Source organism: Enterobacter sp. CFEC122 (genome assembly GCF_052983755.1).
Window position 1 is genome coordinate 125,716 of sequence record NZ_JBRIQR010000009.1, and the last position, 20,266, is coordinate 145,981.

Below are 20,266 nucleotides of genomic sequence, written 5' to 3' on the forward strand. Positions count from 1 at the left end.
GCAGAGAAAAAGATGGATATTAAACAGTTAAAATATTTAATCGCGCTCGACGAGACCCGCCATTTTGGCAAGGCGGCCTCGCAGTGCAACATCACCCAGCCGACCCTTTCCATGCGCATCCGCAGCCTGGAAGAGGAGCTCGGGCTGGTACTGATTGTGCGCGGGCAGCGCTTTGAAGGGTTTACGCCGGAGGGTGAACGCATCCTCGCGTGGGCCCGCGCGCTGCTGGCTGCACATGACGGGCTACAGGCAGAAGCCGCGCTGTGCAAAGGTCAGGTGGTGGGCGAACTCCGTCTGGGGATGGTGCCGCTGGCGAGCGTGGATCCGATGATCTTTATCCGTCTGCTGACGGAAAAATACCCGGAACTGACCTACAGCCTCTATTCCATGTCCTCCGCGCAGATTGCCGACGGCGTCAGCCGCAATCAGCTTGAGCTGGGGATTTGCTATCTCAACAGCATCGATACCAGCCTGTTCGATATTATCCAGCTTCCCAAAACGAAGATGGGCCTGCTGCACGACGTCCGCCATTTCCAGCTCGGCCAGGAGACATTGACCTGGCGCGATCTGACGGATTTTCCTCTGGGGTTCCTGACCAAAGGGATGCATTATCGGGCGCATATGGAGGCCAGCTTTAAGTCTGCTGGCATTGAACCGACGTCCGTTTTCGAGAGCGACTCCACGTTCCAGATCATCCAGGCGGTGCAAAGCGGCGTATGCTGCGCCGTGATGCCGCTGAACAACGGGCTGGAAGATCTGAACGGTCATTTCAGGATTGTCCCCATCGCCGACGCGGATATCGAGGCCCCTGTCGGCCTGATTATGCGCCGACAGAAACCCGTCTCCTCGCTGGCGCTGCGCTGTTTTACCGACGCGCAGGAGATCTATCACGCCAGCAATGAGGCGTAGGCCTGACGCGTCACCACGCTAAAACCGCGGATCAGCACCGCGTCGCAAACGGCCCGGTGCTCCGGCGAACTCACCAGCGCGTGGAGCGCATCGCGAAGGGCGTTCAGGGTCTCAGGCGAGGTGCGGGTCGAGGTAATGAGCGGCAGCCCTGGCGTCAGAGGGGTATGGTCAATGACCGCCAGACCCGTCAGGCTTTCCGGTTCGTGACGCTGCAGCAGTGCCCAGGTGACACAGTCGATGGCCGCGATATCCCCTGCCCCGCGTTTGACATCAATCAGCGACTGGCGATGGCTGCCGCTAAAGAACGTTTGCGCGAAAAACGGCTCCTGAGCCACCAGAGGCGCCACTTTTTTTCGCAGCACATTGTAGCCGGACTGCGAGTCCGCAGAGTTACAGACCGCTCGTCGGCCGCGAAAATCCGCCAGCGTGAGGTGGCGATCCTCCTCGCGCACCACCAGAAAGCTGCGGTAGTGGAACCCTTCGCAGCCCGGGGCCGCGTAGTGAAAACAGCCGACGACCTGCACGTCCGGAAGCTGCGTGACGAGCGGATAACCGCAGGCCTGGCTGAGGACAAGCCCGGGCTGTCGCCAGTGGGTCAGCAGATCGGACTCCGGCCAGCCAGGGACATCTTCGACGGGCACACCGCGAGCGGCCAGCAGCCCCTTTACCGCCAGCCAGAGCGCGCGGGTGTCGGCGCGATCCACCGCATACATGGGAAACGCCAGCAGGTTACTCATATCCCTCCTCCTGTTGTTTTCCGGGGTGAACGGTGACGTCGACGGGCCTGGCCCAGAACTGGCGCAGCCATTCACCGTAGCCCCTGACGAGAAAACCGCGGTTTCGCTCCCGGTACGCCTCCCGGTTTTGCTGGTAGATCGCCTTCAGCCCGTACCACGGCACCCCCGGTAAATCATGATGTACTGAATGGTAGTTGAGATTTAAAAACAGTATCCGCCAGAACAGCCCGGCCTCGTTAATGACGGAGCGTGCCAGGGGATCGTCCGCTGCGCGATGTTCGAGAAACGATCGCACCTTGGTCAGCGCCAGCGCCGGATAGCTGACCGCCAGCACGAACCAGACGGGGGAAAAACCGACGTGCGTCATCCAGGCGAAAAGCGCCACCAGCAGCGTGATGTGAACCAGCCACATCGTCATCGCCCGCAGGTGAAAATGACGAAACGCCGCCACGGCGCTGCCCAGCGTCTGGACGATATCCAGCAGCGGCGCCAGCAGAAGCCGCCCGGCAAAGGTATTTCGGGCCCGGATCAGGCGCTTCTGCCAGGGGGAAAAGCGCGCCCAGCTCGCCTCGGTAAAATAGTACGACTCCGGGTCATCCACCGGATGGGTCAGGCTATCGTACCGATGGTGGGCCAGATGGGAATCCCGGTAGAGGCCATACGGATACCAGACCGCCAGCGGGAGCGTGCCGAACAGCTGGTTAAGCCAGGCAAAACGGGTGGGATGCCCGTGGATAAGCTCATGCTGCAGGGACATATACCAGGCGGTAAACCCGATCAGCAGCAGCGTGGCGGGCAGCAGGCCGAGCGTTTGCCAGAACGCCAGCGTGGCAAACCAGCCCGCATAAATCGTGAACATTAACAGCCAGGTGGGCAGTTCGCTTCGCCATAAGAAACCCGACGCGAGGCGGTGAATTTGATTGCGTTGTTGCGGATGTAAATAGAGGGAGCTTCGTTTACCCATTCCTTCAGACGCCGTTTCGCCAGAGACAGTGCCCTGACGATCGGGGATTACGCCTGAAATCACAAACAACTTAAATCGCTTTGCTTTGCCAGAAACGTGAAGTGCGGGCACGCTTGACTTATTCTGTATTAAAGGTACTTTTCAGGACATGAAGAAGATCCTGATTATCGTTCCCGACGGCGGCATGCTGTTTGAAGCCGCCGGTATCGCCGACATTCTGATGCAGGCCAACCGGCTGCATCCGGAAGGGCTTGCGCAGCCGCGCTACCGGATTATCATCGCCACCACGCAGCCTCACCAGGTGATCCACGGCCAGTCCGGCCTGAATCTGCTGGCGGACTATCGCCTGCCGGAGCTGGATCCGCGTGAACCGCTGGACACGATTATCATCACCGGACGCGGCATGAACGAGCAGGAGAGCACGGCGGTGGTGGACTGGCTGCACCTCGCTGCGCCGCACGCCCGGCGGGTAGCCTCTATCTGCGGCGGCGCGATGCTGCTGGCCCAGACCGGCTTGCTGGACGGTCGGCGCGCCACCACCCACTGGCGGCTGCTGGAGACCCTGCAAGCCCAGTACCCGTCAATCCAGGTCGAAGGCGGCCCGCTGTACATTCAGGACGGCCCTATCTGGACCTCCGGCGGCGTGAGTTCCGGATTCGACCTGACCCTGGCGCTGGTGGAGGACGACTACGGATTTACCCTCGCCCGCGACGTGGCGCAGGATATGGTGATGTACCTGCGACGTCCCGGCGGACAGCTGCAGTTCAGCCGCTACAGCCTGCAGCAGCCGGGCACCGCAGGGCCGATAGGCGAAGTGCAAAGCTGGATCCTGCAGAACCTCACCGCCGATCTGTGCGTGGAGAACCTGGCCGAGAAAGCGGCGATGAGCCCGCGTAACTTCACCCGCGTGTTTACCCGCGAGGCCGGGGTCTCGCCTGCCCGCTACGTGACCGAAGCGCGACTGGCCGCCGCCCGCCAGCTGCTTGAGCAAACCCGCGATCCCCTTGAGCGCGTTGCGGAGCAAAGCGGATTTGGCACCAGCATTAATTTACGCCGCATCTTTGAGAAACAGCTTCACCTCACGCCCGGCGAATACCGCCAGCGCTTTCACTGCCGCAAGATGGCGTAATCTGATCCTTTTTTGTCATTTACGCCAGCCGGCCCGACGCCTACAGTGACTCCAGACAACAGAGATAAGGAGTGCACCATGGTTAAGGTCGGTATTAACGGTTTCGGCCGTATCGGACGTAATGTCCTGCGCGCGGCGCTGGGCAACCCGGATCTGCAGATTGTGGCCATTAACGATTTGACGGACAGTAAAACCCTCGCCCATCTGCTGAAACATGATTCCCTTCTGGGCAAACTGCCCGCGCCCGTTGAAGCGGGTGACGGTGCGCTGCAGGTGGACGGCCAGCGGATCGTGGTATTTAGCGAACGCGACCCGGCGAATATCCCGTGGCGTGATGCCGGGGTAGACGTGGTGATTGAGGCCACCGGCTTCTTCACCGAGCGGGAGAAAGCGGCGGTGCATATCACCCACGGCGGCGCTAAGCGCGTCATCATTTCCGCCCCCGGGAAGAACGACGACCTGACGATTGTGATGGGCGTCAACCATGACCAGTACGATCCCGCCCGGCACGCGGTGGTGAGCAACGGGAGCTGCACCACGAACGGTCTGGCACCGGCCGCTCAGGTGCTGCATCAGCAGTTCGGAATTGAGCATGGCCTGATGAACACGACGCACGCCTACACCAACAGCCAGGCGCTGCACGATCAGCCGGAGAAAGATCTGCGCGGCGCCCGCGCGGCGGCGCTGTCGATTGTGCCCTACTCCAGCGGCGCGGCGAAAGCGCTGGGGAAAGTGATCCCCTCCCTGGACGGCAAGCTGACCGGGTACTCCCTGCGCGTGCCGGTGCCGGTGGTGTCGATTGTCGATTTAACCGTGACGCTGAGCCGCAACGTGACCGCCGAAGAGGTGAATGACGCGTTCCGCAACGCGGCCGCCAGCGGGCCTCTGAAAGGCATTCTGGGCTATAGCGATGAACCGCTGGTCTCCAGCGATTACCAGGGTGACCCGCGCTCCTCGATTATCGACGGGCTTTCCACGCTGGTGATTGGCGGGAATATGTTGAAGATCCTGGCGTGGTATGACAACGAATGGGGCTTCTCTAACCGCCTGGTGGATCTGGCGGTATTGATGGATAAGAAAGGGCTGTAAACCTGAGGCCGGGTGGCACGAACGCTCACCCGGCTAAAAAATCACTCCGCTTTCACTTTCACACCCATAAACACAATCACCATCGCCGTCACCAGCAGCAAACCGCTGCCCGCGAACACGCCGCTGGCACCGTTAAGATCAAATACCGCCCCACCTCCGGCCGCACCGGCGCTTATCGCCAGCTGAATTGAGGCCACCAGCAGCCCCCCTGCACTTTCGGCTTCATCCGGAACGGTGGTCGCAAGCCAGGTGGACCAGCCCACCGGAACCAGGCCAAATGCAAAGCCCCACAGCGCAACCAGCAGCCCGTCCAGCATGGCCAGATGACCAAAGGCGACCATCATGAGCGCGAGAACGCCCATCGCAAACGGCACCAGCGCCAGCGTCAGGCGCAGATTACGTGCCAGCAGATGCCCGGCCACGGAGGTGCCCACAAAGTTGGCGATGCCAAAGCCCAGCAGGATCAGAGAAATGGTCTCCACGCTCGCCTGCCCCACCGTCTCCAGGAACGGACGCAGGTAGGTAAAGAAAGCGAAATGGCCGCTGAAGATCAGAATGGTCGCCAGCATGCCGCCGATCATCCCTGGACGACGCAGCACGCGGAACAGCGTACTCAGGCTACCGCTGCTCTCCGGCTTCATGGACGGCAGCACCCAGAGCTGCCACAGCAGCGCCAGCATGCTCGGCAGAATGCAGAGAATAAAGACGTTGCGCCAGCCGATCAGGCTGCCCAGATAGCTGCCCAGCGGGGCCGCGACCACCGTGGCAATTGATACGCTGGAAAAGATTACCGCCAGCGCTTTCGGCACTTTATCCGCCGGAACCAGACGCATCGTTGTCGCCGTCGACATGGCCCAGAATCCCCCGATGGCTATCCCCAGCAGCAGACGCCCCATGAGCAGGACGTGCAGGTTGGGCGCAAAGGCCACCAGCAGGCTGGAGATAATTTGCAGCACCGAGAAAAACATCAGTACCCAGCGGCGGTCGATACTCTTGGTTGCCGGGGTGATCAACAACCCGGTGACCAGCGCCACCAGCGCGGTGGCGGTGACAGCCTGTCCGGCCATCCCCTCGGTCACGCCCAGGCTCGCGGCCATGGGTGTTAACAGGCTGGCGGGCAGAAATTCTGCCGTAATCAAACCAAATACCCCCAGCCCCAGTGAATAGACGGCCCGCCAGGCGGGTTTTGCAGGCGCTACCGCCTCGCTCGCCGCGACACATGAACTCATCTGTTGATCTCCCGTTATAAAAATGTGACTACTGTCGCAAAAGAATAGAAGGTTCACCCTGGACGATCTATGACATATAATCTCCACTTATTGATTATTCGTCCGGAGTTGCGCCATGACCGTACAGTCACCCGATTTGATCAGCGAACTTTTACGGGGCATGCGCCTGTCAGGCGTGAAATACCGGCGGATTGAAGCCAGTGCGCCCTTTGGCGTCGCGTTTCATCAGGCTCCCGGCCGGGCACAGTTCCATTTTGTGAGCCACGGTAGCGCCCTGCTGCGCATGGAGAGCGGCGCAACGTTCGAACTGAGCGGTGGCGACGCCCTCTTTATTCCCGGCGGGAATTCCCACGCTTTGCTCTCTGACGAGCAGGCCACCCTTACCCCGGTCAACGCCTTCCCGAGCGAGCCTATCTGCAGCTCGGTCTGCGCCATTACCTGCGAGCCCTGCCCGGAGAGCGAGAACACCCTCATTTTTAGCGGGTGCATGGATTTTGAGCTGGGCGGGATGCAGCCGCTGATCAAGGCGATGCCGGAAGTGATGATGGTTAGCCGGCTGATATCCACCTGGCCGGAAATTCATCCGCTGCTGGCGGCGATGGAGCGGGAATCCGCGGCGCGTCAGGCCGGGTATGCCGGGATCCTTGCGCGGCTGGCCGACGTGGTGGCAGCATTAATTGTGCGGGGCTGGGTTGAAGGCGGCTGTGGCAAAGCCACCGGCTGGGTGCAGGTGCTGCGCGACCCGCGCCTGAGCCGGGCCATTTAAGCCATGCACCAGCAGCCAGGCCTGAACTGGAGCGTGGCGGATCTGGCAAAAGAAGCCGGGACTTCCCGATCCGTTTTCGCGGAACGGTTTCTCGCGGCGACGGGAACCACCCCGGCAAAATATCTCAGCGAGCTGAGAATGCGGCTGGCCATTCAGTATATTCGTCATGAAAACCAGCCCATTGAAACCGTCGCGCTGCGGCTGGGATATGGCTCTCTGGCGGCATTTAGCCGGGCGTTTAAGCGCATCATTGGCCATGCGCCGGGTACGCTGCGGGAAGCCAGCCAGACCGCGGAAGAGGTCTGAAAGCGCGGCAATATTTAACGCGAAGCGGGCAATATTCGTCTAAGGTTTTCAGGTGATTGACAACAGCGGTCACGCTGTTTAGTGAAGACAGGAGACGAACTGATGATAAGACCTCGTACACTACGCCCCGCGTTTTTGCCCCTTGCGTTAGGCGGCGCGCTGCTCGGCGTAACGACACTGGGCTATGCCGACGATAACCCCGCAACCCAGACAACCTCACCCGATATTTTACTTGGCCCTCTGTTTAACGACGTGCAGAGCGCCAAACTGTTTCCCGATCAGAAAACCTTTGCGGATGCCGTCCCCAAAAGCGACCCGCTGATGATTCTGGCGGACTACCGGATGCAGCATACGCAGTCCAGCTTTGACTTACGCCACTTTGTCGAGATGAACTTTACGCTCCCTGCGGAAGGGGAAAAATACGTTCCGCCTGCTGGACAAAGTTTACGTGAGCACATCGACGATCTCTGGCCCGTACTGACGCGCACTACCGATAAAGCCAGCAACAAATGGGATTCCCTTCTGCCGTTACCGAAGCCCTACGTTGTGCCCGGCGGACGTTTCCGCGAGGTCTACTACTGGGACAGCTATTTCACCATGCTGGGACTGGCAGAGAGCGATCATTGGGACAAAATCAGCGACATGGTGGATAACTTTGCGTATGAGATCGACACCTTCGGCCACATTCCCAACGGCAACCGCAGCTATTACCTGAGCCGCTCCCAGCCGCCGTTTTTCTCGCTGATGGTTGAACTGCTGGCGACCCATGACAGCGACGCGCTGAAGAAATATCGTCCGCAGATGGAGAAAGAGTATGCCTACTGGATGGACGGCGTCGATGCCCTGCAGCCGGGCCAGGCCAACAAACGCGTGGTGAAACTGGATGACGGCGCGATCCTCAACCGCTACTGGGACGACCGCGATACGCCGCGCCCGGAGTCCTGGCTTGACGATGTGAATACCGCGAAAAGTAACCCTAACCGACCGGCAACCGAGATCTACCGTGATTTGCGTTCCGCCGCGGCTTCGGGCTGGGACTTTAGCTCCCGCTGGATGGACGATCCGCAAAAACTCGGCACCATCCGGACCACCAGCATTGTGCCCGTGGACCTGAACGCCCTGATGTTCAAGATGGAAAAACTGCTGGCCCGGGCAAGCCAGGAGAGCGGCGATGCCGCCAGCGCAAGCAAGTATGAGACGCTGGCCACCGCGCGCCAGAAAGCCATCGAGAGCCACCTGTGGAATGATAAAGAGGGCTGGTACGCCGATTACGACCTGAAGAGCAAGAAGGTACGCAATCAGCTCACGGCGGCGGCCCTGTTCCCGCTTTACGTCAAGGCGGCGGCGCAGGATCGTGCCGAAAAAGTCGCCGCGGCAACGTCCTCTCGTCTGTTGAAGCCGGGCGGGATAGCGACCACCACCGTCAACAGCGGCCAGCAGTGGGATGCGCCAAACGGCTGGGCTCCGCTGCAATGGGTGGCCGCGGAAGGGTTGCAGAATTACGGGCAAGAGAAGGTCTCGATGGATGTGACCTGGCGCTTCCTGAAAAACGTTCAGCATACCTATGACCGGGAAAAGAAACTGGTCGAGAAGTATGACGTGTCGACCACCGGTACGGGCGGCGGCGGCGGTGAGTATCCGCTGCAGGACGGCTTCGGCTGGAGCAACGGCGTGACCCTGAAGATGCTGGACCGGGTCTGCCCGAAAGAGAAACCGTGCGACAGCGTGCCGGAGAATCGGCCTGCGGCGAATGATGAGGTGGCGCCGGTGAAAGCATCGGCGCAGTAAGTGAGTATTGCCGGGTGGCGGCTACGCCTTGCCCGGCCTACTTTTTGCCCTCACAGGGCCTTGCTCAGAAACTGTAACTTGCCCCAAGCTGATACGTTCTGTCCCGCCCAATCCAGCAGTTGGTCGCGTCGTAGCAGGTCAGCGTCTCTTTGTTGGTGATGTTCTGCGCGCTGGCCTTAAGCGTCAGCCCGGCCAGCGAAGGCAGAATTTCACCCATCCGGTAGGATGCCGACAAATCGTACTGCGTGCTGCCCCCCAGTTTACCCGCATTGTTAGCCGGTGAGATTTCCATTGGCCCGGTGTAGCGTGCGCCCGCGCCCAGCATCAGCCCTTTCAGCGGTGTGTTTTCAAAGGTGTAATCCCCCCAAAGGTTGAAGGCATTCTCCGGCACCTGCGTTGGACGTTTACCTTTGTACTTGTCATCTTCCGTATTGATGGCGTGGGTGTAGGCGTAGTTGGCAATCAGCGTCAGGTTATCCGTCGGGCGGCTGATGGCAGACAGTTCCGCCCCTTTGGATTCCACTTCCCCGGTCTGACGATAGTTCAGGAAGCCCGGATCGGAGGTGACGACATTTTTCTGGCGGATGTTAAACACCGAGGCGGTAAAGGTGGTGGCGTAATCCGCCAGCAGATATTTTACCCCACCTTCCACCTGCTTGCTGGTGGTCGGTTTGACGTCTTTCGCCGCGAGCGTGCCCTGCGGCGACACCGGCGCAAAACCTTCGGAATAGCTGATAAACGGCGAAATCCCGTTATCAAAGGCGTAAAGCGCGCCCAGACGTTTGGTGACGCGATCCTGCGATACCCAGGCCTTATCACCGTTTTGCAGATAATTAGTAGTGACGGAGCGATAATCATCGTAACGCAGGCTGGCCAGCAGATTTAACCCGCCAAACTCCACCTGATCCTGCAGGTAATAGCCGTTCTGCTGATAGCTCAGACGGTTTTTCTGAGCGGTATACAGCCCTAATGCGCTTTCGCTGATTTGCGAATAGTCAGGATTGCGCATATCCATGCCCGGCGTGGTCGATGCGTAACGGTAGTGGAAATGGGAGTTCAGCTTCTGATAGTCAAACCCGGCCAGCAGATGGTGTTGCCAGTCACCGAGCGCCACGGTTTTGGTGACCTGGTTATCGATGTTGAAGCTCTGTAGATCTTCATCGGTGGTGTAGGCAAAACGGTTGAGCTGATAAACCTCGCTTCCCGTGCCCGTTGCATAGACGCTGCGCTGATGCGTGTCGACGTCGAAATAGCGCGCCTTCTGGTTAAAGCCCCAGCCGCTGTCAAACTCATGCTCAAAGCTGTAGCCCAGCATCCACTGACGCTGCTTAAACCCGCTCCACTTATCACCGGCGTAATCGCGCTTGCCCGCGTATGTCGAGCGCAGGTAGGCGATCGGAAGCGGGTTAGACGGCGTCAGGCTCGGGGAGTTCTGCGCCAGCGCATCCAGGGTGAGGCGGGTTTTGCTGTCGGGTTGCCAGGTGACGGACGGGGCAACCAGGTAGTTTTCATACCGGGTGGTGTGCGGCTGATCGTCATTTTCCGTCGCTTTACCCAGCAGGCGGTAGTTCCAGTCGCTGTTGGCAATCTGCCCGGTTGAGTCGAGATAGCCCTCTTTCAGGTTGCGGTTGCCGGTGTCAAAACCGAATTCGGTTCGCGCTTCCCGCTCGGGCTTTTTACTCTGGATATTCACCAGCCCGCCCGGCGAGCCGCCGCCGTAGAGAACCGATGAGGGGCCTTTCAGGATATCAACGCTGTCAATCAACAGCGGATCGATGCGCGCTTTGGTATTGCCGGTGACGTTATAGGGTAACTGCAGCCCGTTGTAGAACTCCTGGTCGACGGTAAAGCCACGAATTTTATATTCGCTCATGTAGGAGGTATTTCCCCGCACTTCGGTTGAAACGCCCGGCGCATAGCGGAGGATTTCATTCACGGAATTCGCATGGCGCTTGTCAATTTCCGGCGCAGAGAGGGTCGTGATGACCTGCGGCGTTTTACTTTCAGCTACGGCCGATTTCGTGGCGCTGTTCGTCCAGGCCGGCAGCGCGCTGCCCTGCTCTGCGCCCGTGACGACGATAGTGGATTCTTCGGCGAATGCCGGAGCGTGCAGTGCGAGCGTGATGGCGCCTGCCAGGGCGCAAAGCGTAAAACGAGAGGGAGTCATAATGTCGTCTTGTTGTCAGATGCAATACGGAACGACAATTATTATCATTTACATTAACAAATCAATACTCAGGTAAAAAAACGGCCCTCCGCAGAGAGCCGTTTACGTTATCTTATGCTCGTCGCAGTAACCTGAATATGCCCAGCACCACAATGGCGCCCACGACAGCGACCAGAAAACTGTGCAGGTCAAAACCACTTATGTTGCCTCCGAAGCCAAACATCGTCGCCAGCCAGCCGCCCACAACCGCACCAACGACCCCGAGTACGCAGGTCAAAATAAAGCCGCCGCCATCGTTTCCCGGCATGATCAATTTCGCGATAGCGCCAGCAATAAGACCAAAGATAATCCAGGCGATGATACCCATAGCGATGCCCTCTTGCAGGTTTAACGCATGTGCAGAAAACCATCTGCACAGCTAACTTAAGTATAGGTCATCGCCGGAAAATCATTTTCTTGTCACCGACTTATCTTTGCCTAAACAGGCAAAAAAAACTCACCGGTTTGTATTAAGTTTCATTGCAGATTGCCGATAACGCTAAGACAGTCTGTCATCTATCAAGGAGCCATCCGGCGTGAGTCATTACAGTGAGCAGTTCCTCAAGCAAAATCCGCTGGCTGTATTAGGGGTATTACGCGACCTGCAAAAAGGTGAAGTGCCGCTGCGCATCAGCTGGTCGAATAATCAGTTCATCAGTAAGATCCTTGACGCCTCGCAGGAGCGGCTGGTGATTGATTTAGGCAGCCAGGAGTATGAAAACCGCGCGGCGCTGAAGGCGGAGAATATCGCCGTGATGGCCGAAACGCAGGGCGCCAAAGTGGAGTTTGTCCTGTCGCGACTGGAACTGAGCGAATACCAGGGGCTGCCGGCCTTTGTGACCCCGCTTCCCACTAATCTTTGGTTTGTCCAGCGTCGTGAATATTTCCGCATCAGCGCCCCGCTTCACCCTGCCTACTTCTGCAAGGCCAAAATGCCGGACAAAAAAGAGATTCGCTTCCGTCTCTTCGATCTGTCGCTGGGCGGTATGGGCGCGCTGATGGATACGCCGAAGCCTGACGGACTGGTAGAGGGCATGCGGTTCACGCAAATCGAGCTGGATATGGGGGGCTGGGGGCGCTTTTATTTCGATGCACAGCTGATTGCCATCAGCGAACGCACCGTCGTGGACAGCAAAAATGAAACGATCACCACGCCGCGTCTGAGCTTCCGTTTCCTCAACGTCGGACCTGGCGCTGAGCGCGAACTGCAGCGCATTATCTACTCCCTGGAGCGGGAGGCGCGCGAACGCGCAAATAAAGTTCTGTAAAAAACATCGGGCAGCGTGACCGCCGCCCGTCTGCGGCATTACATGGCATCCATCGCTTTCTGCACTTTCCAGATATAACGAGGCGCCTGTGGTGCCGGGTGATTTTTCACCACATGCTCAAAGAATTCGTCTTTGTCCATGCCGTTAATCTCTTCTATCGCCTCTTTGCGGTCAGAGGAGAAGGTTCTCAGCAACGCGCCGGCGCCGTTAACGTAAGACACCACCAGCGCGTACTGCATGACCTCCGGATCCTGAATCCCCTTCAGCACGCCATGCTCCATGATGCTCAGATAGGCCGTGCCCATTGAAATGTTGCGCTCCGGGTTCTTCAGCTCGCTGGTCGACGGCTGGCCGCTCCAGCCCATGTAGCGGTATACCTCTCTCCCCGCCGTTGACGCTTTAAGCTGCATCAGCCCCACCGCGTTCGACTTGCTGACAAGCGTGGGGTTACCGCCGGACTCCACCGCAATGATCGCCGTGATGAGACGCGGACTGACGCCCCAGGCTTTCCCGGCTTGTTCACTGATCGGCATCCACTGCATCGCCCGCTTCACCGGCACTTCCGGGTTCCAGGGCGGGTTTTGATAATCATGTTTTGAACTACAGCCAGCGAGCAACACAATCAAAAAAGCAAACCATCTCAATTTCACGTCATCTATCCTTATAGCCGGTCATCGCGGTGCGCCGCCCCTTGAAGCAGGCGGCGTATACGCGGCATGATATAGACAATTAGTTTCTCATTCAGCAAGGAATTGCCATGTCTCAGATTCATCTCATCGCGCCGTCGGGCTACTGCATTAACCAGGACGCGGCGCAGCGGGGCGTTCAGCGTTTGCTGGAATCGGGCCACCAGGTAGAAAATCAGACGATTATCCCCCGCCGCCAGCAGCGTTTTGCCGGTACCGAAGCGCAGCGGCTGAATGATATCAACAGCCTGGTGAACCTGAAGGGTGAAAACCGGATAGTGCTGGCGGTGCGCGGCGGATATGGCGCGAGCCGGCTGCTGGAGAGCATTGACTGGCAGGGCCTGGCGGAGCGTCAGCAGCAGGATCCGCTGCTGATATGCGGCCACAGCGATTTCACCGTCATCCAGCTTGGGCTGCTGGCGCTGCATAACGTTATCACCTTCAGCGGCCCGATGCTGGCTGGTAACTTCGGCGCGCCGGAGCTGGAAGCGTTCACCGAGGAACATTTCTGGCGCGCGCTGCGTAATCCCACCTACAGCGTGGAGTGGCAGGGGAATGGACCGCACTGGGAATGCGAAGGTCAGCTTTGGGGCGGCAACCTGGCGATGCTGGTTTCGCTCATCGGTACGCCGTGGATGCCGCAAATCGAGGACGGCATTCTGGTGCTGGAAGATATCAACGAACATCCGTTCCGCGTCGAGCGCATGCTGTTGCAGCTCTATCATGCCGGTATTCTTGAGCGCCAGTCCGCGATTGTGCTGGGCAGCTTCAGCGGCGCTGCCCCGAATGACTATGACGCGGGTTACTCCCTGGAAACCATGGTCGAGTTCATTCGCTCGCGGCTGGATATTCCGGTGATCGCCGGTCTGGACTTCGGTCATGAGCAGCGCACCGTGACCCTGGCGCTGGGGGCGCACGCCTCCCTGATCCACAATGATTCCGGCTCCCGGCTGACCATCAGCGGCCATCCTGTCATAAAGGCATAAAAAAGCCGTTATACCCCCTTAATAAAACGCTGTTGCCGTCGTTAATATGTTAGGGTTTTAGTAACAGCGTTAACATTGAGGTGGGAGTAAGAGAACATTGGATGCCGCAGCGATAATCAGCCTTTTCATTCTGGGTTCGGTCCTTGTAACCAGCAGTATTTTATTAAGTTCATTTTCATCGCGTCTCGGCATACCTATTCTTGTTATTTTCCTCGCCATCGGCATGCTGGCCGGCATTGATGGCATTGGCGGTATCCCTTTCGATAACTACCCTTTCGCCTACATGGTGAGTAACCTGGCGCTGGCGGTGATCCTGCTGGACGGCGGGATGCGCACCCAGGCGAGCTCCTTCCGCGTGGCCTTAGGGCCTGCGCTGTCGCTCGCCACGGTCGGCGTGTTGATTACCTCCGGTCTGACCGGGATGATGGCCGCGTGGCTTTTCCATCTGAATATCATGGAAGGTTTGCTGATAGGCGCCATCGTGGGCTCAACCGATGCGGCTGCGGTGTTTTCCCTGCTCGGCGGTAAAGGGCTTAACGAACGCGTTGGCTCCACGCTTGAGATTGAATCCGGCAGCAACGATCCGATGGCGGTGTTTCTCACCATCACGCTGATTGAGATGATCCAGCAGCACGAGACGGGCCTCAGCTGGATGTTTGCGTGGCATATCCTGCAGCAGTTCGGGCTGGGGATTGTTATTGGCCTGGCGGGGGGATACCTCTTACAGCAGATGATCAACCGCATCTCGCTGCCCGCGGGGCTTTACCCGCTGCTGGCCTTGAGCGGCGGCATTCTTATTTTTGCCGTTACCACGGCGCTGGACGGCAGCGGCATTCTCGCCGTCTACCTCTGCGGGTTCCTGATGGGCAACCGCCCTATTCGCAACCGCCATGCCATTTTGCAGAACTTCGACGGCCTGGCATGGCTGGCGCAGATCGGCATGTTCCTGGTGCTCGGTCTTCTGGTTACCCCATCGGACCTGCTGCCCATCGCCGTTCCGGCGCTGCTGTTGTCTGCGTGGATGATCTTCTTCGCCCGTCCGCTGTCGGTATTTGCTGGCCTGCTGCCGTTTCGCGGCTTCAACCTGCGCGAGCGCGTCTTTATCAGCTGGGTGGGTCTGCGCGGCGCGGTTCCGATTATTCTTGCGGTCTTTCCGATGATGGCCGGTCTGGATAACGCCCGGCTGTTCTTTAACGTGGCCTTCTTCGTGGTGCTGATTTCGCTGCTGTTCCAGGGAACGTCCCTCGGGTGGGCGGCGAAAAAAGCCAAAGTCGTGGTACCTCCCGTGGGCTGGCCGGTGTCGCGGGTGGGGCTCGACATTCATCCGGAAAACCCGTGGGAGCAGTTCGTCTATCAGCTGAGCGCCGACAAATGGTGCGTGGGCGCTTCGCTGCGCGATTTGCACATGCCGGCCGAAACGCGCATTGCCGCCCTGTTCCGCGACAATGTCCTGTTGCACCCTACCGGCAGCACCCGCCTGCGCGAAGGGGATATTCTCTGCGTGATTGGCCGCGAGCGTGACCTGCCCGCGCTGGGCAAGCTGTTCAGCCAGTCCCCGCCGGTGGCGCTGGACCAGCGTTTCTTCGGCGATTTTATTCTGGAAGCCAGCGCCAGGTTTGCCGATGTGGCACTGATTTACGGCCTGGATGAAGGTGCTGAAGACGGAGATAGCCAGCAAACGCTGGGCGAAATCATCCAGCAGCGGCTTGGCGCTGCCCCGGTCGTGGGCGATCAGGTAGAGTTTGCCGGGATGATCTGGACGGTAGCAGAGAAAGAAGATAACGCGGTAAGGAAAGTCGGTTTGAGGCCGATGGAAGAGGAAGCGGAGTAGCGGTTTTTTTGCCGGGTGGCGGCTTCGCCTTACCCGGCCTACAAAACCCTCGAACGTAGGCCGGGTAAGCGTTAGCCCCACCCGGCGAACATACGTTACACCGTCACAACCGGCACCCTCGGTGCCAGGGCACACATCAGTTCATACCCTACCGTGCCCGCCGCGGCCGCCACGTCATCAATTTTGATTTCGTTACCCCACAGCTCGACCGGGGAACCGATACCCGCCTGCGGGCAGGGCGTCAGGTCAACGGCCAGCATATCCATTGATACGGTGCCTACCGTTCCCGTGCGGACTCCATCTACCCACACAGGCGTACCGGTCGGCGCAATGCGCGGGTAGCCGTCGGCATAGCCGCCCGCCACGATACCAATCCGCTGCTCGCCCTTTGCCCGATAGCGGCTACCGTAGCCCACCGTGTCGCCAGCTTTCAGGGTCTGCACACCAATGATTTCGCTGCGCAGGGTCATAACCGGCTTCAGGCCGCTGTTGGCGATATCCTGCCACTGGCCCGAGGGCGACGCGCCGTACAGAACGATCCCCGGACGCACCCAGTTGTAATGCGCCTCGGGATGCCACAGCGTGGCCGCCGAGTTGGACAGCGAGCGCGGGCAGTCCAGCCCTTCTGCAGCCTGCTCAATGCGGACCATGGCATCGGCGATACCGTCCGGTTTTTCCGCGTCGGCAAAGTGCGCCATCAGCGTCATTTCACCCACGTTCTTCAGGGCGCGCAGCTGCTGCCAGACCGTATGCACCCGCTCAGGCTGGAAGCCCAGGCGGTTCATACCGCTGTTGACCTTGAGATAGATATCCAGCGGCGCGTGGAGCTTCGCATCCTGAATCGCTTTGATCTGCCAGTTGCTGTGAACGCTGGTGGTCAGCCGGTACTTATCCAGCAGCGGCAGATCGTCGGCGTGGAAGAAGCCCTCCAGCAGCAGTATGGGCCCTTTCCAGCCGCGCTCGCGCAGCAGAATGGCCTCTTCAAGATTGAGTAACGCAAAGCCATCGGTGGCGCTCAGCGCGCTCCAGATACGGTCAATGCCGTGGCCGTAGGCATTCGCTTTCACCACCGACCACACGCGTGCGCCAGGTGCTGCCCGACGAACAATCTGCAGGTTATCCTTCAGGGCCTGCAGGTTCAGCTGAGCGAGAACAGGACGGGACATGACAACTCCTTAGTTATGTGCGCCGTGCAGGTGCTGTGGACGCGACGGCGTAAACCCCGATTGATAGCGCGCGACACTGAGATCGTCAAACGGAATGGCCGACGTGCGTCCGGAAATCAGGTCGCTCAGCAGCTGCCCGGAGCCGCAGGCCATCGTCCAGCCAAGCGTACCGTGTCCGGTATTGGTCCACAGGTTTTTGAACGGCGTGCGCCCCACAATCGGCGTGCCGTCCGGCGTCATCGGACGCAGGCCGGTCCAGAAGGTCGCCTGCTCGACAAAGCCACCGCGCGGGAAGAGGTCCCCCACCACCATCTCCAGCGTTTCACGACGCGGTTTCAGCAGTTCGGTGTTGAAGCCGACGATCTCCGCCATGCCGCCTACGCGGATGCGGTTATCGAAGCGGGTAATGGCGATTTTATAGGTTTCATCCAGAATGGTAGAAACCGGTGCGCCGCTCTCCTCTTTTACCGGAATGGTCAGCGAGTAGCCTTTTAGCGGGTAGACCGGAATATCGAGGATGCCCTTCAGCATCGCGGTGGAGTACGAACCAAACGCCATGACGTAGGCATCCGCTTTGATCACCTCTTCGCCACACTTCACGCCGTAAATTTTTTCCCCTTCCGACAGCAGCTTGTCGACAGAGGTGTTGTACCGGAATTTCACCCCTGCCTGCTCGCACATCTGCGCCAGACGCTGCGTAAAGAGCTGGCAGTCGCCGGTTTCGTCATTCGGCAGGCGCAGGCCGCCCGTCAGCTTATGCGCCACTTCCGCCAGCGCAGGTTCAACCTGACCAAGCTGGCTGGCTTCCAGCAGCTGATACGGTACGCCAGCATCTTCCAGCACGGCGATATCGCGGGTGGCGTTTTCATACTGTTGTTCGGTGCGGAACAGCTGGAGCGTTCCGCCCTGACGGCCTTCGTACTCAATCCCGGTTGAGGCGCGCAACGCTTTCAGACAGTCGCGGCTGTATTCCGCCAGGCGCACCATGCGCCCTTTGTTCTCCATGTAGTGGCGTGTGTCGCAGTTGCGCAGCATCTGCCACATCCATTTCAGCTGGAACTGCGTGCCGTCAAGGCTGATGGCCAGCGGCGCGTGGCGCTGGAACATCCATTTAATCGCTTTCAGCGGAACGCCCGGTGCTGCCCACGGTGCCGCATAGCCCGGAGAGATTTGCCCGGCGTTCGCCGCGCTGGTTTCCAGCGCGGGGCCTGACTCACGATCGATAACGGTGACGTCATGTCCCGCCTGACTTAAATACCAGGCGCTGGTTACCCCAACGACACCACTTCCCAGTATGACAACACGCATAGCCACTCCATTATGTGCAAAAGAACAATCTTCTAATTACAGATTGATAACCTAGTTGAAAATATTATTCAACATACGACTTTTTTATGGTGACTTACCTCACACATCCCCCAGCATCAGGGGATAGTGCTAATTTGGGATCTCCTGCTGCGCGTTATTTTTAACCAGCATAAAATGCTGAGAGACACCGTTTTTTTGCCGTATCAAAAACGCGAAATCGCAAAGAAAAAATTTCTGCCCCAGCACGCTTTTTAACACGTTGATCTATGCTTGAAAGGAGGCTCTCCAGACAGAGAGAGCACCCACAACGAGGGCGCGCTAATGGCTACTATTGATTCCCTGAACAAGGACAACACACGTCTGAGCGATGGACCCGACTGGACCTTCGAGCTGCTGGATGTTTACCTCGCCGAAATCGACCGGGTTGCAAAACTGTATCGCCTGGATACCTATCCCCATCAGATTGAAGTCATTACGTCCGAACAGATGATGGACGCCTACTCCAGCGTCGGGATGCCGATTAACTATCCGCACTGGTCGTTTGGTAAGAAATTTATCGAAACGGAGCGGCTGTATAAGCACGGGCAGCAGGGTCTGGCGTATGAGATCGTCATCAACTCCAATCCGTGTATCGCCTATTTAATGGAAGAGAACACCATTACCATGCAGGCGCTGGTGATGGCGCACGCCTGCTACGGGCACAACTCCTTTTTCAAGAATAACTACCTGTTCCGCAGCTGGACGGATGCCAGCTCCATCGTCGATTACCTGATCTTCGCCCGTAAATACATTACCGACTGCGAAGAGCGCTACGGCGTGGACGAAGTGGAAAAACTGCTCGACTCCTGCCACGCGCTGATGAACTACGGCGTAGACCGCTATAAACGTCCGCAGAAAATCTCCCTGCAGGAGGAGAAAGCACGGCAGAAAAGCCGCGAAGAGTATCTCCAGAGCCAGGTGAACATGCTGTGGCGCACCCTGCCGAAGCGTGAGGAGGAAAAAACGATCGCCGAAGCGCGTCGCTATCCGTCCGAGCCGCAGGAAAACCTGCTCTATTTTATGGAGAAGAACGCCCCGCTGCTGGAGCCATGGCAGCGTGAGATCCTGCGCATCGTGCGCAAGGTCAGCCAGTATTTCTATCCGCAAAAGCAGACGCAGGTGATGAACGAAGGCTGGGCGACATTCTGGCACTACACCATTCTCAACCACCTGTATGACGAGGGGAAAGTTACCGAGCGGTTCATGATGGAGTTCCTCCACAGCCATACCAACGTGGTGTTCCAGCCGCCCTATAACAGCCCGTGGTACAGTGGGATTAACCCGTATGCGCTTGGCTTCGCCATGTTCCAGGACATTAAGCGTATCTGTCAGTCGCCGACGGAAGAAGACAAGTACTGGTTCCCGGATATCGCAGGATCTGACTGGCTGGAAACGCTGCACTTTGCGATGCGCGACTTTAAGGATGAGAGCTTCATCAGCCAGTTTATGTCGCCGAAGATCATGCGTGACTTCCGCTTCTTCACTGTGCTGGACGATGACCGCAACAACTATCTGGAGATCTCCGCAATCCACAACGAGGAGGGTTACCGTGAGATCCGCTCTCGCCTCTCTTCCCAGTACAACCTGAGCAATCTTGAACCCAACATTCAGGTGTGGAACGTGGATTTGCGCGGTGACCGCTCCCTGACGCTGCGCTATATCCCGCACAATCGCGCGCCGCTGGATAAAGGGCGTAAAGAGGTGCTGAAGCACGTGCATCGCCTTTGGGGCTTTGATGTTCAGCTGGAGCAGCAGAATGAAGACGGGAGCGTCGAGCTGCTGGAACGCTGCCCGGCGCGGTTGAATACGCTGTAGTACAGCCTTTTTTGCCCGGTGGCGCTACGCTTACCGGGCCTACA

Annotated in this window: 16 protein-coding genes and 2 pseudogenes; 9 read left to right on the top strand and 9 right to left on the bottom strand. The window is 58.6% G+C overall.

Annotated features, from left to right (window positions below):
- The first annotated feature begins 12 nt into the window (after positions 1–12).
- Positions 13–909 (top strand): LysR family transcriptional regulator, encoded by an 897-nt coding sequence (locus tag ACVCAM_RS08690; RefSeq protein WP_179367177.1) that lies wholly within the window; start codon positions 13–15, stop codon positions 907–909.
- Here ACVCAM_RS08690 and ACVCAM_RS08695 read toward each other — a convergent pair.
- Entirely contained in the window at positions 888–1,646 is a 759-nt protein-coding gene (locus tag ACVCAM_RS08695) for a phosphate/phosphite/phosphonate ABC transporter substrate-binding protein (protein WP_407223460.1), read from the bottom strand. The genes ACVCAM_RS08690 and ACVCAM_RS08695 overlap by 22 nt on opposite strands.
- On the bottom strand, positions 1,639–2,610 hold the full coding sequence (locus tag ACVCAM_RS08700; RefSeq protein ID WP_248240565.1) for a fatty acid desaturase: 972 nt from the start codon (positions 2,608–2,610) through the stop codon (positions 1,639–1,641). Before ACVCAM_RS08700 ends, ACVCAM_RS08695 begins: the two co-directional genes overlap by 8 nt.
- Before the next feature lie 148 nt (positions 2,611–2,758).
- Between ACVCAM_RS08700 and ACVCAM_RS08705 the strand changes: the two genes are divergently transcribed.
- Together ACVCAM_RS08705 and gap are read left to right on the top strand one after the other, a co-directional pair.
- The gene (locus tag ACVCAM_RS08705) at positions 2,759–3,739 is read left to right on the top strand and encodes a GlxA family transcriptional regulator (protein ID WP_172513553.1); all 981 of its coding nucleotides are present in this window, start codon (positions 2,759–2,761) and stop codon (positions 3,737–3,739) included.
- A gap of 78 nt (positions 3,740–3,817) precedes the next feature.
- Positions 3,818–4,828, top strand: coding sequence for a type I glyceraldehyde-3-phosphate dehydrogenase (gene gap / locus ACVCAM_RS08710; protein ID WP_447093572.1), 1,011 nt, complete (start codon positions 3,818–3,820; stop codon positions 4,826–4,828).
- A gap of 41 nt (positions 4,829–4,869) precedes the next feature.
- On the opposite strand, the gene ACVCAM_RS08715 is transcribed toward gap, so the two are convergent.
- The gene (locus tag ACVCAM_RS08715) at positions 4,870–6,057 is read right to left on the bottom strand and encodes an MFS transporter (protein WP_025913132.1); all 1,188 of its coding nucleotides are present in this window, start codon (positions 6,055–6,057) and stop codon (positions 4,870–4,872) included.
- Positions 6,058–6,172: 115 nt separating this feature from the next.
- Between ACVCAM_RS08715 and ACVCAM_RS08720 the strand changes: the two are divergent.
- Both ACVCAM_RS08720 and ACVCAM_RS08725 read left to right on the top strand, forming a co-directional pair.
- Positions 6,173–7,129 (top strand): annotated as a pseudogene (locus tag ACVCAM_RS08720) (cupin domain-containing protein).
- Positions 7,130–7,231: 102 nt separating this feature from the next.
- Entirely contained in the window at positions 7,232–8,917 is a 1,686-nt protein-coding gene (locus ACVCAM_RS08725; protein ID WP_032675012.1) for an alpha,alpha-trehalase, read from the top strand.
- A gap of 64 nt (positions 8,918–8,981) precedes the next feature.
- Here ACVCAM_RS08725 and ACVCAM_RS08730 read toward each other — a convergent pair whose 3' ends face one another.
- Positions 8,982–11,084 carry a TonB-dependent siderophore receptor gene (locus ACVCAM_RS08730; protein WP_407223461.1) on the bottom strand — a complete coding sequence of 701 codons (2,103 nt, stop codon included), beginning with the start codon at positions 11,082–11,084 and terminating at the stop codon, positions 8,982–8,984.
- Positions 11,085–11,196: 112 nt separating this feature from the next.
- Positions 11,197–11,451: a GlsB/YeaQ/YmgE family stress response membrane protein gene (locus ACVCAM_RS08735; protein ID WP_008502662.1), complete on the bottom strand. Its 255-nt coding sequence runs from the start codon at positions 11,449–11,451 to the stop codon at positions 11,197–11,199.
- A gap of 208 nt (positions 11,452–11,659) precedes the next feature.
- Between ACVCAM_RS08735 and ycgR the strand changes: the two genes are divergently transcribed.
- A complete protein-coding gene (gene ycgR / locus ACVCAM_RS08740; RefSeq protein ID WP_008502663.1) occupies positions 11,660–12,391 on the top strand; it encodes a flagellar brake protein YcgR in 732 nt (243 codons plus the stop codon).
- Positions 12,392–12,429: 38 nt separating this feature from the next.
- Here the strand turns inward: ycgR and emtA are convergent, their stop codons facing one another.
- Complete coding sequence (emtA, locus tag ACVCAM_RS08745) at positions 12,430–13,041, bottom strand: membrane-bound lytic murein transglycosylase EmtA (protein ID WP_008502664.1); 612 nt, start codon at positions 13,039–13,041, stop codon at positions 12,430–12,432.
- Between the two features lie 107 nt (positions 13,042–13,148).
- Between emtA and ldcA the strand changes: the two genes are divergently transcribed.
- Both ldcA and ACVCAM_RS08755 read left to right on the top strand, forming a co-directional pair.
- Complete coding sequence (gene ldcA, locus ACVCAM_RS08750; protein WP_025913134.1) at positions 13,149–14,063, top strand: muramoyltetrapeptide carboxypeptidase; 915 nt, start codon at positions 13,149–13,151, stop codon at positions 14,061–14,063.
- A 97-nt stretch (positions 14,064–14,160) separates the two neighbouring features.
- Positions 14,161–15,894 (top strand): potassium/proton antiporter, encoded by a 1,734-nt coding sequence (locus ACVCAM_RS08755; RefSeq protein WP_021240401.1) that lies wholly within the window; start codon positions 14,161–14,163, stop codon positions 15,892–15,894.
- Here the strand turns inward: ACVCAM_RS08755 and ACVCAM_RS08760 are convergent.
- The 3 genes and pseudogenes from ACVCAM_RS08760 to ACVCAM_RS08770 form a co-directional block, all read right to left on the bottom strand.
- A pseudogene (locus tag ACVCAM_RS08760) lies at positions 15,829–16,029 on the bottom strand (hypothetical protein); the annotation flags it as partial. The gene ACVCAM_RS08755 and the pseudogene ACVCAM_RS08760 overlap by 66 nt on opposite strands.
- On the bottom strand, positions 15,990–17,060 hold the full coding sequence (gene dadX / locus ACVCAM_RS08765) for a catabolic alanine racemase DadX (RefSeq protein WP_008500515.1): 1,071 nt from the start codon (positions 17,058–17,060) through the stop codon (positions 15,990–15,992). The pseudogene ACVCAM_RS08760 and the gene dadX, both read right to left, overlap by 40 nt.
- Before the next feature lie 9 nt (positions 17,061–17,069).
- A complete protein-coding gene (locus ACVCAM_RS08770) occupies positions 17,070–18,368 on the bottom strand; it encodes a D-amino acid dehydrogenase (RefSeq protein WP_025913135.1) in 1,299 nt (432 codons plus the stop codon).
- Between the two features lie 321 nt (positions 18,369–18,689).
- Here ACVCAM_RS08770 and ACVCAM_RS08775 point away from each other — a divergent pair, with 321 nt between their 5' ends.
- Positions 18,690–20,222, top strand: a complete 1,533-nt coding sequence (locus ACVCAM_RS08775) for a SpoVR family protein (protein ID WP_023293929.1) — start codon at positions 18,690–18,692, stop codon at positions 20,220–20,222.
- Positions 20,223–20,266 lie beyond the last annotated feature (44 nt).